The sequence below is a fragment of the Thermococcus sp. ES12 genome (assembly GCF_012027515.1).
In the GTDB taxonomy this organism is placed as follows: Archaea; Methanobacteriota_B; Thermococci; order Thermococcales; family Thermococcaceae; genus Thermococcus; species Thermococcus barossii.
In genome coordinates this window covers 105590-119781 of the sequence record NZ_SNUP01000004.1, presented here as the reverse complement: position 1 = coordinate 119781, position 14192 = coordinate 105590, and the positions used below count along the sequence as shown (strand labels likewise).

Here is a 14192-nt window from a genome sequence, read left to right as displayed (position 1 = left end):
GGTGGTGGCATGATAGTCATAATGGACAACGGCGGGCAGTACGTTCACAGGATATGGAGGACTTTGAGATACCTTGGCGTTGAGGCAAAGATAATCCCGAACACGACGCCGCTTGAGGAGATAAAGGCGATGAAGCCCAAAGGCATAATCTTCTCCGGCGGACCGGACATAAACAAGACCGGCAACTGTGAGGCAATCCTTGAGCACTACGAGGAGTTCAACGTCCCAATCCTCGGCATCTGCCTTGGCCACCAGCTGATAGCGAGGCACTTCGGAGGGAAGGTCGGCAGGGGTGAGAAGGCCGAGTACAGCCTCGTTGAGGTGGAGATACTGGAGGAGAACGACATCTTCCGTGGGCTTCCGGAGAGGCTCAAGGTATGGGAGAGCCACATGGACGAGGTGAAGGAGTTACCCAAGGGCTTCAGGCTCCTCGCGAGGAGCGAGACCTGCCCGATCGAGGCTATGAAGCACGAGAGCCTGCCCATCTACGGCGTCCAGTTCCACCCCGAGGTCTTCCATACCGAGCGCGGGGCGGATATCTACCGTAACTTCGCGGAGCTCTGCGGCGAGCTCTAGTCAGCTAGTCGAGCCTCTCCTCATCTTTTATCGGCAACGGGTTCAGTCATCATCCCGTCCTCTTCTTCCGGGGAAGGTGTTAAAGCGTTTTGGTTACTAAGAAGCATTGCAAAATCAAAAACTTTTTAAAATTTTAGTTCTTACTCTTGTGGGTGATACTTTGGGGCATACCGTATATTACAGCATCAGAATCAAGGAGTGGGATGGATTCAAAAGCTTCATTGAACGAATTTGCAATGGGATTGGCTATGGCTTCGTGGATAACGGGGACTCCATCCTCCTAATACCGGAATGTCGTAACGTCGAGCCTCTTGAAATAAGAATGGAGGGGGAGGGGTTTGTAAAAACCAACATGATTGAGCCCTGTCATTCGGTATATCTGCTCGTACTTCACTCGGTTTCTTCCTTCGGCTCGGTTGAGCTATGGGAGGACTGATTCTCGACATCGCTAAGGTAAACCTCTATAATCTTGACCGGGACGGCTCCCTTCAGCTTTCTGTCCTCCACGATAAGCTTCACTACCCTTCCGACTTCCAAGTCTTCTACAGCATCGACCCAGTAGTGGCCCGGCTTGACGTTTGCCGCTATGTCCTCGTGGACGAAGACCTTAACTACTTCGCCTTTAATCTCCTCAACAACGCCGTAGGTGTAGTCCCTTCCGTATCTCTGCTTGAAGTACCACCTGAACGCCATGACGGCCACGAATGCAACGAGGAGGTAGGCGTAGTAATAGTAGATGCTTGTTGCGATCCTCCGTACCATGATATATCCCATGAAAACAGCAAATGAAATCAGTGATATTGCGTAGTAGAAGAACCTGTACGGTTCATGTTCAACAAAGAACTCTCTGTTCCTGACCAGGGTATATCTAAGGTAAAGGAAGTAAACCGCCGCAACTCCCACAAGCCACAGCGGACTGGCCCTGAGGAAGAGCAGGATGAGGTTCATAATGAGGTAAAGAAGAAAAGCAATCTGGAGCTTGAGACTGAGGTACTCATGGGTCGTGAGTCTTTTTTTCACGAGCCTGCTCAGGTATCTAAAGCTCGGGGGCTCTTCCGATGGTGTGGGGTTTATGAAATTGATGATGCCGTGGATCGCTGAATCCACGGACTCGCCTATTCTGTAAAGGAAGTCCTCCACCGACATGATTTCACCTCTTCAGGAGGTCTTCTGCTCCGACAGGTCCGAGTATTGCAGCGGCCGTCTGGTTGTCCATGAAGAAAGGCACTATGGTCAGGTCTCCAGTTAGTGCGCTTGTGCCGTAGGAAATACCCCAGACACGGTAGCCGGTTTTCTTCTCTATCCTTCCGAAATAGTAGTTGAGGAAGTAGTAATCCACGCTGCTCTGCCCCTCCTCGACGGTTATCCCGAAGTTGTTGAATATTTCAAAGAGCTTCTGGTCATAGTCCGCGTTAGGCACCATGAAGCTTACGAGTCCTATCGGATAGTACTCCCCACCGTATTTCAGTCCGAGCTCGTCCTGTATCCTCTTTGCCAGCTGGAAGTACTTGTCGTGATTTGTCACGCTGTTCTCGAGACGCTCGAAGAATGAGATACCCTCATATGTTCCAAAGTACCTCTGACCGATTATGCATGATATTAACGGCTGGAGGTCGTAAGCGCGGGCGTTGTAAGTGTTGCTTGTGACTGGGGAGGACTCAACTCCCGTGCTCTGGATTTCTGTATGGTCCGCGGTGTAGTAGGGCATTCTGCCGATAACTATCCAATCAAAGTACGCCGTGTTGGGGCTGTCGATGATTATTCCAACTTTTACGGGTGAGCTGATTTCTCTATCAACCCCTGAGGTAACACTCCTGAGGGTGCTGTCGAGGTCGGTAAAGTCAAACTCTACCCCAGTGGGAGTTGGGGTGAAAACCACCTGGTATCTGTGGTAGTCTCCCAGAACTGTGGGATTGCCCGACACTATACTGTTGGTCCAGTTTTCTAGTACCGCCAAAGTATCTCCGCCGTGGTCGTTAAAGGCTGAGTTGTCATCGATGAACTGGAGTTTATCCGTCTTTATGATGGTCTGTGTTCCCTCTGGTGCCTCAGTTATCGTGTAGTCTAGGTATTCGTCTTCCAAGTACTTGCGGACAAATAACCAGTCGTATTCACTGGGTCCACCATTCCATTGTTCCAGACCAATTGCACGGTTGTTGCTAGCCCCCGCATTATACGAGCTCCTCAAAATCTTGTTAGTCCAATCGGAGAATTGGTATATGTCTGTCCAAGATGATGTTACCCGTACTTCTATGTTTTGGAATGAGTTTAGGTTATACTCCGTTGTGCTGGAGTCGTACCATCCTATCCAATTGCTTGTCAGGACGTTGAACCACCACAGATATCCCCTACCATCGTTGTAGTAATTGATATCCTCAATACGCCCCCATCCGGTGCTCCGGCGGATGTTCCACATTATTCCAGGATTGTCAACAAGCTTCCCTCTGATGTCCATTATGTATGTGCTTGGGAACGTTGTCTTTGACCATATCCAGCTCCGGCTTGGTAGCTGGAGGTAGCCGTTGTTTACGGAGGGGTTTCCATGGGTATCCCACTTTCCGGTGTCTATGGTTGTTCCAGTGAAGTCATCAAAGAACTCGAAGACTTGGTCTCCGTTTCCTCTCGTGAGCGTACCCGTGTTGTATTTTATGTAGACTGTAGCGGTATAATGATATACCCATCCACCGCTCCAAGTCCTCCCGGTATATGTTAGGTTGGTTTTTACCCATACCTGAGCGCCATTTGTGTCCCAGTACTCGATCCAGAAGGGCATCTGGTTCTGGAGGAGTTCGTCGGAGTACACAAGTATCTCTGCCCGATTGGTGGAGGGGTCCGAGTTTATGTTGCTCACATTTTCAGCGCTGAGCCTGATGGGCACCTGGACGTTTGTGGTATCGGCCAACTGTGGCCCATCGTAGTTTATCACGACCTTAAGGTAATCCCCTAGGGCTTGAGTTTCAGTGTAGTTGAACTCTGTTTCAATACCTGAATCAAAGTCCAGACTTGTTAAGTCCGGTTTCATCCTGAACCTTACAAAGAACTCTCCGTCTATTGAATCAATTGTTTGGAGGGCGAGCTTTTCAGCCCCACCAGGAACAACGAGGTGGCCGCTTCCATCCAAATAAGCATCGGCAAGATTGTTCCACAGGACAGGGTTTATTGTGGTCCCCTCAAAGGTGTCAATGAGCCAGAAGAGGTATTCTTTGTTGTAGCCGTCGGTAGCGTAGGAAGGGTTGTCTGTGAAGTAGATTGTGTAGTCTGTACCGCTGGCCTTTATCCATACCCATACGTAGGATGTACCCCAATACTCGATCCAGAATGGTACAGGAATGCATGTGACATCGGATTTTTCGTATATCATCATAGATGCCTGCCCATCCGTATGGTAGATGTTCGGGAATGTTGATGTAGGAATCTGGAGGAGAACAAGGCTCCCGTCGGTAAAGCTCGGGATTGTGAGGTTGACTCTCCACTTGTAGTTTGAGCTGCACCAGTGGATGGAAGGACCGATGTTGCCAAACACTAGGACGCCAACATCATTGTCGCTGAAGATTTCCCTGGGGGAGATAGGTACCCCTTTTACTGTAGTGTTGACTATCACTGGTGCGGTAATGGAAGTTATGTCTCCACTGCGCAGGACGTAACCATCGGCACCATCACCAGGATAATAGTCTCCATAAAACAGATATCCTTCCTCCCATTTTGTGGAGGAGTATTTGCCGAGAACATGATCCTCATCACTGCTGCCGTTCCCATATAGAGCTTTTACTGGTCTTTCTATGAGTTCTGGGAAGGTGTACTCACACGGCTCTATCGAACGGTAGTACCTACCGTAAGTTAGGGCTGAAAAAAGTGGATCTTCGAGGTTTTCAATTGAGATAATGGAGTACACATAACCCTCCCGGGGTATGGGTCCGCTGTAGACAACTGTTCCTGAAATGTCGGATATCGTTACCTGTTTTATCCTTGCCTTTATCACGATCCTGAATGAGTCAAGTGGGGCCACAATCAGCTCAATGTTTTGCCTCAGGAAGTCTGCCCTCTGTGAGGGGCTCATTGCTTTTATTTGGGTTGCTGTCTTGTTTGCTATTCTTATCTCATATCCCTGCCTCAGTAGTTCATTGGAGATGTTTCCGAGCCATCCTGCCACGGTCTGATCCCTCATTAGCCTTTCGGAGTAGTTGCTAGCTACCTCATCTGCTTCCCCAAGGATAACAAGGTCGCGTATTGTTGCATTTGCCATGTGATTCGGATTGTTAGGGTCTAAAAAGTCACGAGTGTTGGCTATATAGTCAACTATGGTGACTATGGCCCTTTTTCCCGAGATCTCGAGGGTTCTCTGGAAGTCCATTTCAACATATGATACTATTCTGTACGTCCTTTCGACCTGGGTTCTCTCACTCTGACTCGCTATTATCTGTGAGGATACGTCCTCATAAGTCGCCAGGAGAAGCATAAGGGGTATCAGAAGGAGTATAACAGTAGAGTTCATTAGGAACGCCCGCCGCTTCCTCATCAGCTTTCCCTCCAGACTCTGAGTGTTATTGTTATGGGCTCAAAGAGGCCGGGTATGTTGCCCATGGAGACAAAGACTATGTTGACTGAGGGGGGCAACTTTATTAGTATTGGATTCGCTTGTGTTCCATCCCCGCCGAGATTGTGGAAGAGCCTGATTATGGCGTCGTCAACAGCGTATCTGTCCATGCCGTTAAGGAGATCCTGTGCGGTAACATCACAGTAAGGAGAGTCGCCCGCGGTGACGTAGTGGGGAGAGTTGTCTCCAATCCAGTAGTAGGTTATATTGTAACCGGAGCATCCGGCCCTGATAAGTTCTGGAAAAACATCACCGTATCCAGCAAACCCTTGGATGACATAGGTTAGCTCTCCATCACCGTTTCTGGGCTGGAGATAATATCCGTTTCCAAGGCTTATGCTTAGCGTGTTCGTTCCGGGAGCTATAGCATTCGGGAGGGGATTGTACTGATAGTCAAAGGTATCCCTCGTGTATCCTACCCTTGCAAGGGCATAGATAAACGGATTTGGAGGGTGTTGGTATATGTATGTAGGGGCTATTACTGGATTGTCCACTCTTATTGACTGGGATGGTTCGTTGTAGTTGACATAGTACAACCAAGGGAACTGGAATTTAACCCATAATGGAGTCACGCCTTGGGGAACATCGAAGTTTATGTTAACCGAGCGTGTCCAGTCTTGGTTAGGAAGGATGATAGGCTCGGTTATGTCAATGGTATAAGAGGTTATCAAGACCCCGGGGGTGTAATCGGCATAGACGAACGAGTCGTTCCCAATGAGGTGAATGTTGGGAGTGTATTTAGTATTCTCATTCCCGGCCTCAATGATAAGGGTCGTGTATCTGCTTGATATGTGGGTGTAGTTGTATCCAGCACTGGCAAGGGCATTAGCTATTGTGGCATTGTCCCAGTAGCACACCTTCACCCTTGTAGTGGCGTTATACTGACAGGGCGTGCTTAGTGGTACGGGAACCTTATTGTTGAACATGAAGGAAAGGGTAACTGGGGTGGTGGCGGAGACGTTCCCTACAGCTACCTGGACACTAAGGGAGTGTATTTCACCCGGCACAAAGAGATATTTCCATGCGGTTATTCCATACTTGGCAGTAACGTCCTCAAAGTAGAACCTGTCAGTAAACCTTAAGGTGGAGGGTATAGCTGTGCGGTACTTAATCCTTATATACTGGGCACCATCTTCACCACCGTCGTACCCGGATTTGTAGACCCTGACCTCAAACACGTTAGTCTCTCCTGGGTGAAAGTTTTCTATCAGGGCGTATCCACCGCTGGGGTTTGTATCTAAGATTAACCTGTTGTTATTAACGTATCCCGACCATATGGGCTGCCCGTTAAGGTATATCTCGTAGTTAGAGCCGACCCAAGCTGGCTCAAGGAACCACTTTATCTCTTCTATTTCAGCATCGCGCGGAATGGCATCGGCGGGAATTATGTATCTGATTACAACCTCATCATATTGGTTGTCCGTTCTAGCGTATATGTAGCCGCCCCTTATTGTATAAGTGTTTTCCTTACTTCCCAGCTTGCTTAGAAATGCCCTCGCCATATAACCACGTGGAGTCTGATTGAAGGCATATCCGCTCAGTATCAGCGTTGCCGGCGTCACGTCTTGGGCAGCGGAATAGTTGGAACCAACCTTACGAAGGTAGGGACTTGTGTAGTTGTTTATCATGAGTTCGTAGTTGTAGTCCTTTAGTGTATTGTTGAGTATGTACCCCATGATAATCTCCGCTTTGTGGGTTAGGTCTGCTCCAGGAAACACAGGGGCTGTGGCCCAGTAAGTGGCAACGATATCTATTGGGGACATGTCAGGGCTAACGAGAGTGAGGTTTAGCGTTCCGTCATCGGTCCAGTTTTTTATAACATCCTGTGGAACGAAAGTCCAGAGGGGCTGTGTTCGCAGGGTTGTGAGGGCATCTTCCGCTAGGTACTTGGACTGGGAGCGCATGTACGTGGAGTACACCTGAGTGCTTGGATTGATCTGAGTTATACTCACCACGAACATTGTGACTAGGAGGAGGGCGAGTATTGCATCCAGGGTGAATATGAATCCTCGTCTCTTCATGAGTCATCCCACACCCACAGTTTTATGACCGTTGTTCTGAATGAAGGCTTCATCAGCAGACCTATATTATCCAGATCGTTTATTGTGACGTTGCTGCCGAAGGAGTTCTCGTACATCCAGAGCTCCACCGGTTTTTCATTGGTTTCATCGTTAAATTCTGAAAACAGCGAACTCCATGGAATCCGGATGGAAGTCGCGTCTCCGGCATAGAACTCGGCATAGGTTCGTCCATCTGCTTTCCATGCTATGGTACCGCTCAGAGGCTCTCCCGGAGCGTCTCTCTGGATCAGGATTCCCTTCAGGATAGTCCCGTCAATGGCAACGAGGGTCATGTTTCCAGCGCTGTTCTCTGGTACTTGAACCTCAAAATATGCATAGCTTGGAACATTATGAATTAGAGTCCCAAGGAGTATTGGGAAAGGCTGGGCACTTCCCACAACCCTTGTTTTTTCATAGATTATGTCAGAACTAACAATCCTCCTTGAGATGTACTCTACCCATGGGGAACGGGATCTTGAGGCATTTATTGTAGTCTGGTCTTCCACAACGGTTCCGTTTATTAGGGCAATCCTGATGGATGCAGTAGTTAGGTTGGCCGCTGGTATTACCACGTGCTTTATAGTGAGACTCCCTGCACTGTTCCCGTATATTATTAGCTTTACCTGCCCTTGGCCGCCAATGTGCAGTGTACAGACGCCACCCGAAGAATCGAAGCTGTAGTGATAATTGCTCCGTGAATCTATAACCTGCACCTCCACGTATGACCCCGAGGGAATTATCCCCACTTGGGTGTTTCCTGAAATTAGAACCTGTGCCTCGTCAATCGTTACAAATTCCAAAATGTCCCCGGCATTTAGTTCAATGGCGTTCCCAGTTGGGGAGGGTTCTCCGTTAAGGAGGACGCTGTCACATTCAACTTGAAATGCTCTGTTCCCAGAATTATCAGTTGAAAGGGCTATTTTAATGTTCTGTAGCTCACTCGTGAGATTCATGAATATTTCCTCTGGGAACTCGCCGGATACCGTTATGTTTGTTGTGGTTAGGTAGAATTCAAGCTGAAAATCCTTGGAATCAGCCAAGGTATAGAGGTTTGTGATTATGGGTGAGAGATTAACAAAATGGGCAAGCGCCCGAATCTTCTCTGAACTCACCGCAAAGGGGTATGAGTTGTCTCTTAGACCTAACAAGACGATATTTGTGGGATTTTCAATCCAGTTCTCTGGGGTTCCAGGGTTCTTCACTAGTATGTCCAGCATGTTGTCGCCTATGTTGGCCCTCTCGTACCAGCCCAGTACGGTGGTTATTTCCCCTTTCAGGGCGTTGGACGTCGTGGTAACCGTGCCAAGCAGGAGTATGATTATTACCATGGATAGCATTGCATCGAGTGAAAGCAACTGACCGCGCCTCATCTTCTCACCACATCAACGTTTATCTCAATCTCTTTTCCCCGGAGGTACAGCTTTCCACTCTCTCTAACGACGTTGGTTTTGGAGACCAGGTCGTCCTCTATGTACTGCTTTATGTTGGCCTCTACGGTGGCTTCAGGAAGCCCTGCTCCTGCATAGGTTATGGTGACGTTGATCTGCATTTTGCCGTTTACATCAGCACTGCGAACACCGGCGAGCTGAAAGGCCCTGTACGTGTAGTTGCTGGCCATTATTATAGCGTTGAGAGGGGAATACATGCTGTCATTGATTACAACCCCTGCGTTCAGGTAGGCACACGCGTCGGAAGCCGAAGTACGGACGTAGGATACCGCCGACATTGTCGTGTTCTCGTCCAAATAGGCGGGAGTAACCACTAGGACACCGGCCAGGATTATTGCCAGGATGAACAGGACCTCTATGGCACTCTGACCTCTACGGGGAGAGGACGACATCGAGCCTCCCCTCCGTTTCGTTGTACGTCGCCACTATGCCGAAGTCTCCCTTCGTGTCAGTAAGCGTTACCGAGCTGTTTTCATATATTGGAACCGGGCTCCTCTGGACGACGGTGTAGCCTCGTCCTCCCAAACTCGCGTTGACGATGATGCTATTCGGGGTAACGAGGCTAACCGTGACCCTGTCCCCAGAGCTCAGCTTTATTGGAAGTTCCTTCCTTACCGTGAACCCATCCCCCGCCGCGTAAACCTTCACCACGGAGTCCCTGATGTCCACGGAGAATGCCTTCAGCTTTGCGATGGTGTCAAAGGTCTCGGAATGGGCCCTCTCGCTGTCCGCAATGTAGACTAGGTTGAGCATCGTAATTGTTATCAGGGTCACTGCAAATAGGAAGTCGAGGCTTATCTGTCCCCGTTTCATCTTTATCCACCGGGGTTTATGTTTATGTGGAGCTCGCCGGTGGTTGGGTCAAAGGCCCATGAGTTTGGATTATCTGGATTCCACTCGACGACTATCTCCAGCGTTGCCGGGAGCGTTGCGGGGTCGATGGTCAGACCGTAGACCGTTGATGAACCGAAGGTGACGCTTCCGGACGGTGCCCATACCGATGAGTTGGTGTACAGAACCGCCTGGTACATCCCTCTGCTCCAGAAGACGTTCTTATCGCCCCCTGTTAGAACGGCGGTTACGTTGGTTCCGGTGATCGTGATATAGGTTCCGTTGCCTTCAGTGCTGTAGTTTCCGTAGGTTATGAACAGGGAGGCATTGTTGATGTTCAGCCCTTTCCGGAGCATTTCGGGGTCACGCAGGTACGTCAGTCTCACGTAGGTGGTTGACTTGGCTCCGGGCCCCTGGGCGTACACCTGTGATATAGTGTTGGAGATGGCGTTGGCTAGGTTTTTCTCCTCAAGGCTTATCTGGATTCGAAGGGTCTCGGTTGATGTTGAGCCCTCCTTGAACGTTATGTTGTTTACGGAGTACAGCAGGAGTATGAGCATCATTCCAAAGATTAACATGAACTCAAGTGAAACCTGACCACGCTTTTTTATCAGCATATTTCTCCCCTCAGTATGGTATATCTCCGAACATCTATTTAATCGTTACTCTCCGATTTTCCGGCGTTTACAACGGCAAACAGGCCGGTTCCGACCCGTTTGGTCTCAACGCCAAAATAATCCCCGCTGAAAATTTTGAACTTGTACCTCTCCGGTTGAAGGGAGTGCTTTTCTATCAGCTCGGCCAGCTCGTCGATGAAAAACTGCGTCAGCTCGTAGTATATCAAATCAAGCTTCTCGCGGGTGGAATCCCGAACCAGGAGAACCGCCGGCAGTATTGCAAGCCCGACTATGAGGTACGGCTGGCCGGTGAGGAGAGATGCAACCGCCGTCGCTCCCACTACACCCCCTATAACGGCGTACAGGCCCTTCTCCCTCTTCTTGGCCTCTTTAATCTCCTTGACCTTTCCCTCCCAGATGTCGAGCAGTGCCGGGTTGTAGAAATCAAAGGCAGTGTGCCGCTTCCCCTTGGCTATCCTCTCCCGGATGAGGTCGTCCCAGTCGTCCTTGTAGTAGATGACCTCGCCGTGGAGCTTTGCCCTCGCGGCATCGAGGGAGGAGATTATCCTGATGATGTCTTCGGCGCTCTCGTGGGCGATGTGAGCGTAGACCTCCTTCTCGTCGAGGTCGAGGGCCACTTCCACCGAGTCCTTTATCGGCTCAGCCATCCTTCTCCCTCCGGAGTTTCTTGCTTATGCCCTCTATATCGGGATAATCCCCGTCGGGGATCCCCTTCAGCTCGTTTCCGCCCTTGGCGTAAACGTCGTCAAAGTCGGGCAGACCGCTCAGGAGCTCCTTCTTCTTGCTCTCCGCTTCCTCCTTCGCCTCCATGAAGGACTGGGCGTACCTCTTGGCGGTGAGTATTATGTCCTCGATGCTCCTGCTCTCGTAGATGCCGCTGAGAAGCGTAACAACCTCCACCTCCCTCTCCCGCGGGTCAGGATAGAAACCCCGGAATATCTGCTTGCCCCTGATTTTGTTGGTCAGGTAGTTGAGAGCCTCAAAGATGTCCGCCGCCTTGAGTATCTCCGGCGGGCCGTGAATCGCGACCAGCCCGTAAAGGGCCGATTCAATGTTCGCCTCAAGGTACAGCCCCTCGCTCTCAAAGGACTTGATGATGAGCCTTGAGAGGCTTTTGACCTTGTTTGCATCGGCCTTGGCATAGCCAACCGTCGCGAAGCTCCCGAAGGCCTTGAGAACGAACTTCAGGTCACTCGCATCGAGGGTCTGCTCCCCCGGGACATCAACGAGGGCCAAAAGCGAGGCTATCCTCTCGACTATCGTGTAGTTAATCCTCTCATAGGCTCTGCTTATGTCGTCAGAACCTTCCTTGAGCTTGTTGTTGTCTATGGCTATTATGGAGTCCGCTATCTTGGAGAGCTTGTCTATCGTTATCGCCGCGTTAATTGTGGGCCTTATCCCCTCCTCCTTGAGGGGAAGAGCGCCGATTGCAACCACAAGGGAGTCGGGATACTCCTCCTTGAGCGCCTCGGCCAGGACTGGCGTTCCCCCTGCCCCGGTTCCGCCTCCAAAGCCGAAGGTGAGGAAGAAGATGTCCACGTCCTCGTAGCCGATTATTGAACCTATCTTGCGCATGACGAGGGGCAAATCGCGCTTCATGGCCTCCCTGCCAAGTATCGGGTTTGCGTTGACTCCCTTGCCGCCGGTCAGGCTCTCGCCTATGAGTATCCTGCGCTCCTGTGGAACGTGCTTGAGGTACTCCAGGTCGCCTCTGGAAGTATTTATGGCCAGAGCCTCAAAATCAACGAGAGAAAAGAGGTCGGCTATCTTGGTTCCGCACTGGCCGACCCCTATGATTAGAGCCCTCACCCCTTGATCACCCCACGACTATTACCCTCACCTTGCCGTTCTCGTTGAGGAGGACCATCGCCTCTCCCCTAATGTACCTTATGAATCCTGTTGTAAAGACTTCCTTGGCAATTTCGGCGTTTTCCTGTCCGTAGAATACGAACAGGACGACTCCCTTGGGGGTCTTGCCCGGAATGAGAACGACTGCCTTGTCCACAGGAACCGTGACGTTTCCGACGGTGACGGTTTCGTCTGTAAGATGGAACTTCAGGTAGGGGTTATACGGTCTCACGAAGTACTCCCCGTAGTGGGCCAGAACTATGTAGCTACCCTCGCCTATGCTGGTTGTGTTGAGCGCTATGAAGCCACCACTGAAGAGGTCGTTGAGAATGGCTATTGTCTCGTTTACGGTGACGGCGTCCATGTGGGGTGCTATTATCCCGAACACATCGCTGTCAAGGGAAGCCCGTACGTCGTAGAGGCTCACCGGTGGAACGTACTGGAAGCGGGAGAGATAGCCCACTGTGCTGGCGATTTCTATTGTTTTGTTGTCTATTGCACCTGAGTCTCTGGCGTTCATTACGAACTCAAGCGTTTCGTTGGTGTAGTTGTACCCGTAACCAATCAAGAGGTCTGTAGCCCTGACGGTGAGTTCAACGGTTGGCGTTCCTGGGAACTCCCTGTTCTTTTCCCAGACATAGTATGTCTTCCAGTACGGCCAGCCATCCTCTATCCTCTGGTCAATGAGCCATTCTAAGTGGGGCTGGAGCTCTTCCTGGGAGGCTATCCCATCCAGGGCCTCCAGAATGGTTATTGTGGTCAGGACGTCCGGCTTGAGCATGTATGAGTAGTACTTCGTCGTCACGTGGGTTCCCCATCCACCGTTGGTTATACTCAGAAGCCATTCCTTGGCCTTCTGGATCAGGGAATCGTTGGCTGGAACTCCAAGCTCACGTAGAGCCTTGATGGCCAGGGCTGTTTCGTAGGGTTGCGGACCAAGAACAGTGTTGCCCCAGAGGCCGTAGTCGAGCTGGACACTGCGTATCAGCTCTTCAGCCTGAGCCTTCTCTTCGGCGGTCAGATTGTTGTACAGTAGGAGTGTCTTTAGTGCGTAGTAGTAGCCAACGGACATCCTGCGATTCTGCTTCATCCAGGCTGCATCCCTCTCGAAGGCCTCCCTCACCCATGAGAGGGCCTTTTCAATGCTCTCCTTCTCGGGATAGCATGCCTGGATACTCACCAGTGCATAGTAAGTGGCTTTCTCATCGGAGGGCTCGTTGAGTCCAAGACCCCACCCTCCATCTGGGTTCTGTAGGTTCTTCAGCTCCCGACAGGGCATCTCATAGGGGTTCTTCACCCCCTTCGCAGGTGGAAGTTCGAACGATGTCGAGAAGGCCATCAGTGCGTAGGAGGTTGTGGCTATAAGTTCCGTTGAGGAGAACAGGTCTGGGGTGTTCATCCAGTACACGAGGTCGTTCGTGCTCTTGCTGTACGATTCCAGCGTGATAAGTATTCTCGCCGTGTCAAAGTCTATGGGGGTGTGGAGTACAAGGGCGTACGTTAGCATGGCGCGTTCCTTCATCTTGAGATTCTCGTCGTTGAGGAGGATTCCCTTGACGCTTTCAATGGTCTCGTTGGATACTGGATAGCCGGTGCTGTGGTACGCTATGAGCTTTAGGGCGAGGGCCTCGTACTGGGATATCTCGCAGGTGGTTGTGTTCTCCACGTATTTTATCGCGTCCCTAACAACCTTGCTGTTGTAGTTGTATCCGTTCTCTCCAAGGGCCCATATCGCCACGAGAGTTGGGTAGCATGAATTTGGGGTTCCCGGCACGTAACCCCATCCACCCTCGTTCTCCGCTGAGAGGAGGTATGAAACGCCCCGTTTAATGGCGTCCCTAACACCCTCAACCCGCAGTGTCCCAATGACTGGGTCTGCCTTTTCCAAGGCAATGACAGCGTAAGCTGTGTCGAGAACGTTGCTGGTCTCGCCGGGATACAGGCCCCAGCCGCCGTCGGGGTTCTGGTACTGGAGAAGCATCGTGATGAGACCCTCCAGGTCTGGGCCTATGTCCCACTCCATATCATTGCTGGCCTCGGATAGTGCCATTATAGCCAGGCTTATTTCCCTCGTCTGCTGGCTTGACTTGGCGGCATTTTTAAGAAACCTTGCGGAGCCGTCTATCGTTCCGGCGCTAACGGCTGGAATCAGCATGAGAACAATCATTACTAGAGCCAGAACCTTCTTCATCACCTT

General features: G+C 50.7%; 11 protein-coding genes. 1 reads left to right on the top strand and 10 read right to left on the bottom strand.

The features are described from left to right. Nucleotides 1-9 precede the first annotated feature (9 nt). Entirely contained in the window at nt 10-576 is a 567-nt protein-coding gene (locus E3E37_RS10075) for a GMP synthase subunit A (protein ID WP_088863912.1), read from the top strand. A 390-nt stretch (nt 577-966) separates the two neighbouring features. Here the strand turns inward: E3E37_RS10075 and E3E37_RS10070 are convergent, their stop codons facing one another. From E3E37_RS10070 to E3E37_RS10025, 10 genes are read right to left on the bottom strand one after another with little or no spacing between them, the layout of a single operon-like run. Further along, nucleotides 967-1722, bottom strand: coding sequence for a DUF2101 family protein (locus tag E3E37_RS10070; RefSeq protein WP_167717053.1), 756 nt, complete (start codon nt 1720-1722; stop codon nt 967-969). 4 nt (nt 1723-1726) lie between these two features. Further along, nucleotides 1727-5092: a DUF2341 domain-containing protein gene (locus tag E3E37_RS10065; protein WP_167717051.1), complete on the bottom strand. Its 3366-nt coding sequence runs from the start codon at nt 5090-5092 to the stop codon at nt 1727-1729. Next, nucleotides 5092-7191: a hydrolase gene (locus E3E37_RS10060; RefSeq protein ID WP_167717049.1), complete on the bottom strand. Its 2100-nt coding sequence runs from the start codon at nt 7189-7191 to the stop codon at nt 5092-5094. The genes E3E37_RS10065 and E3E37_RS10060 overlap by 1 nt, the downstream gene beginning before the upstream one ends. Beyond that, nucleotides 7188-8600 (bottom strand): hypothetical protein, encoded by a 1413-nt coding sequence (locus E3E37_RS10055; RefSeq protein WP_167717047.1) that lies wholly within the window; start codon nt 8598-8600, stop codon nt 7188-7190. Before E3E37_RS10055 ends, E3E37_RS10060 begins: the two co-directional genes overlap by 4 nt. Continuing rightward, a complete protein-coding gene (locus E3E37_RS10050) occupies nt 8597-9070 on the bottom strand; it encodes a hypothetical protein (protein ID WP_167717045.1) in 474 nt (157 codons plus the stop codon). The genes E3E37_RS10055 and E3E37_RS10050 overlap by 4 nt, the downstream gene beginning before the upstream one ends. After that, the gene (locus E3E37_RS10045; RefSeq protein WP_167717044.1) at nt 9051-9491 is read right to left on the bottom strand and encodes a hypothetical protein; all 441 of its coding nucleotides are present in this window, start codon (nt 9489-9491) and stop codon (nt 9051-9053) included. Before E3E37_RS10045 ends, E3E37_RS10050 begins: the two co-directional genes overlap by 20 nt. 2 nt (nt 9492-9493) lie before the next feature. Then, the gene (locus E3E37_RS10040) at nt 9494-10126 is read right to left on the bottom strand and encodes a class III signal peptide-containing protein (RefSeq protein WP_206204093.1); all 633 of its coding nucleotides are present in this window, start codon (nt 10124-10126) and stop codon (nt 9494-9496) included. Between the two features lie 38 nt (nt 10127-10164). Beyond that, a complete protein-coding gene (locus E3E37_RS10035) occupies nt 10165-10794 on the bottom strand; it encodes a hypothetical protein (protein ID WP_167717042.1) in 630 nt (209 codons plus the stop codon). After that, the gene (locus E3E37_RS10030; protein WP_167717040.1) at nt 10787-11956 is read right to left on the bottom strand and encodes a cell division protein FtsZ; all 1170 of its coding nucleotides are present in this window, start codon (nt 11954-11956) and stop codon (nt 10787-10789) included. Before E3E37_RS10030 ends, E3E37_RS10035 begins: the two co-directional genes overlap by 8 nt. A gap of 7 nt (nt 11957-11963) precedes the next feature. Next, nucleotides 11964-14186 carry a prenyltransferase/squalene oxidase repeat-containing protein gene (locus tag E3E37_RS10025; protein ID WP_167717038.1) on the bottom strand — a complete coding sequence of 741 codons (2223 nt, stop codon included), beginning with the start codon at nt 14184-14186 and terminating at the stop codon, nt 11964-11966. Nucleotides 14187-14192 lie beyond the last annotated feature (6 nt).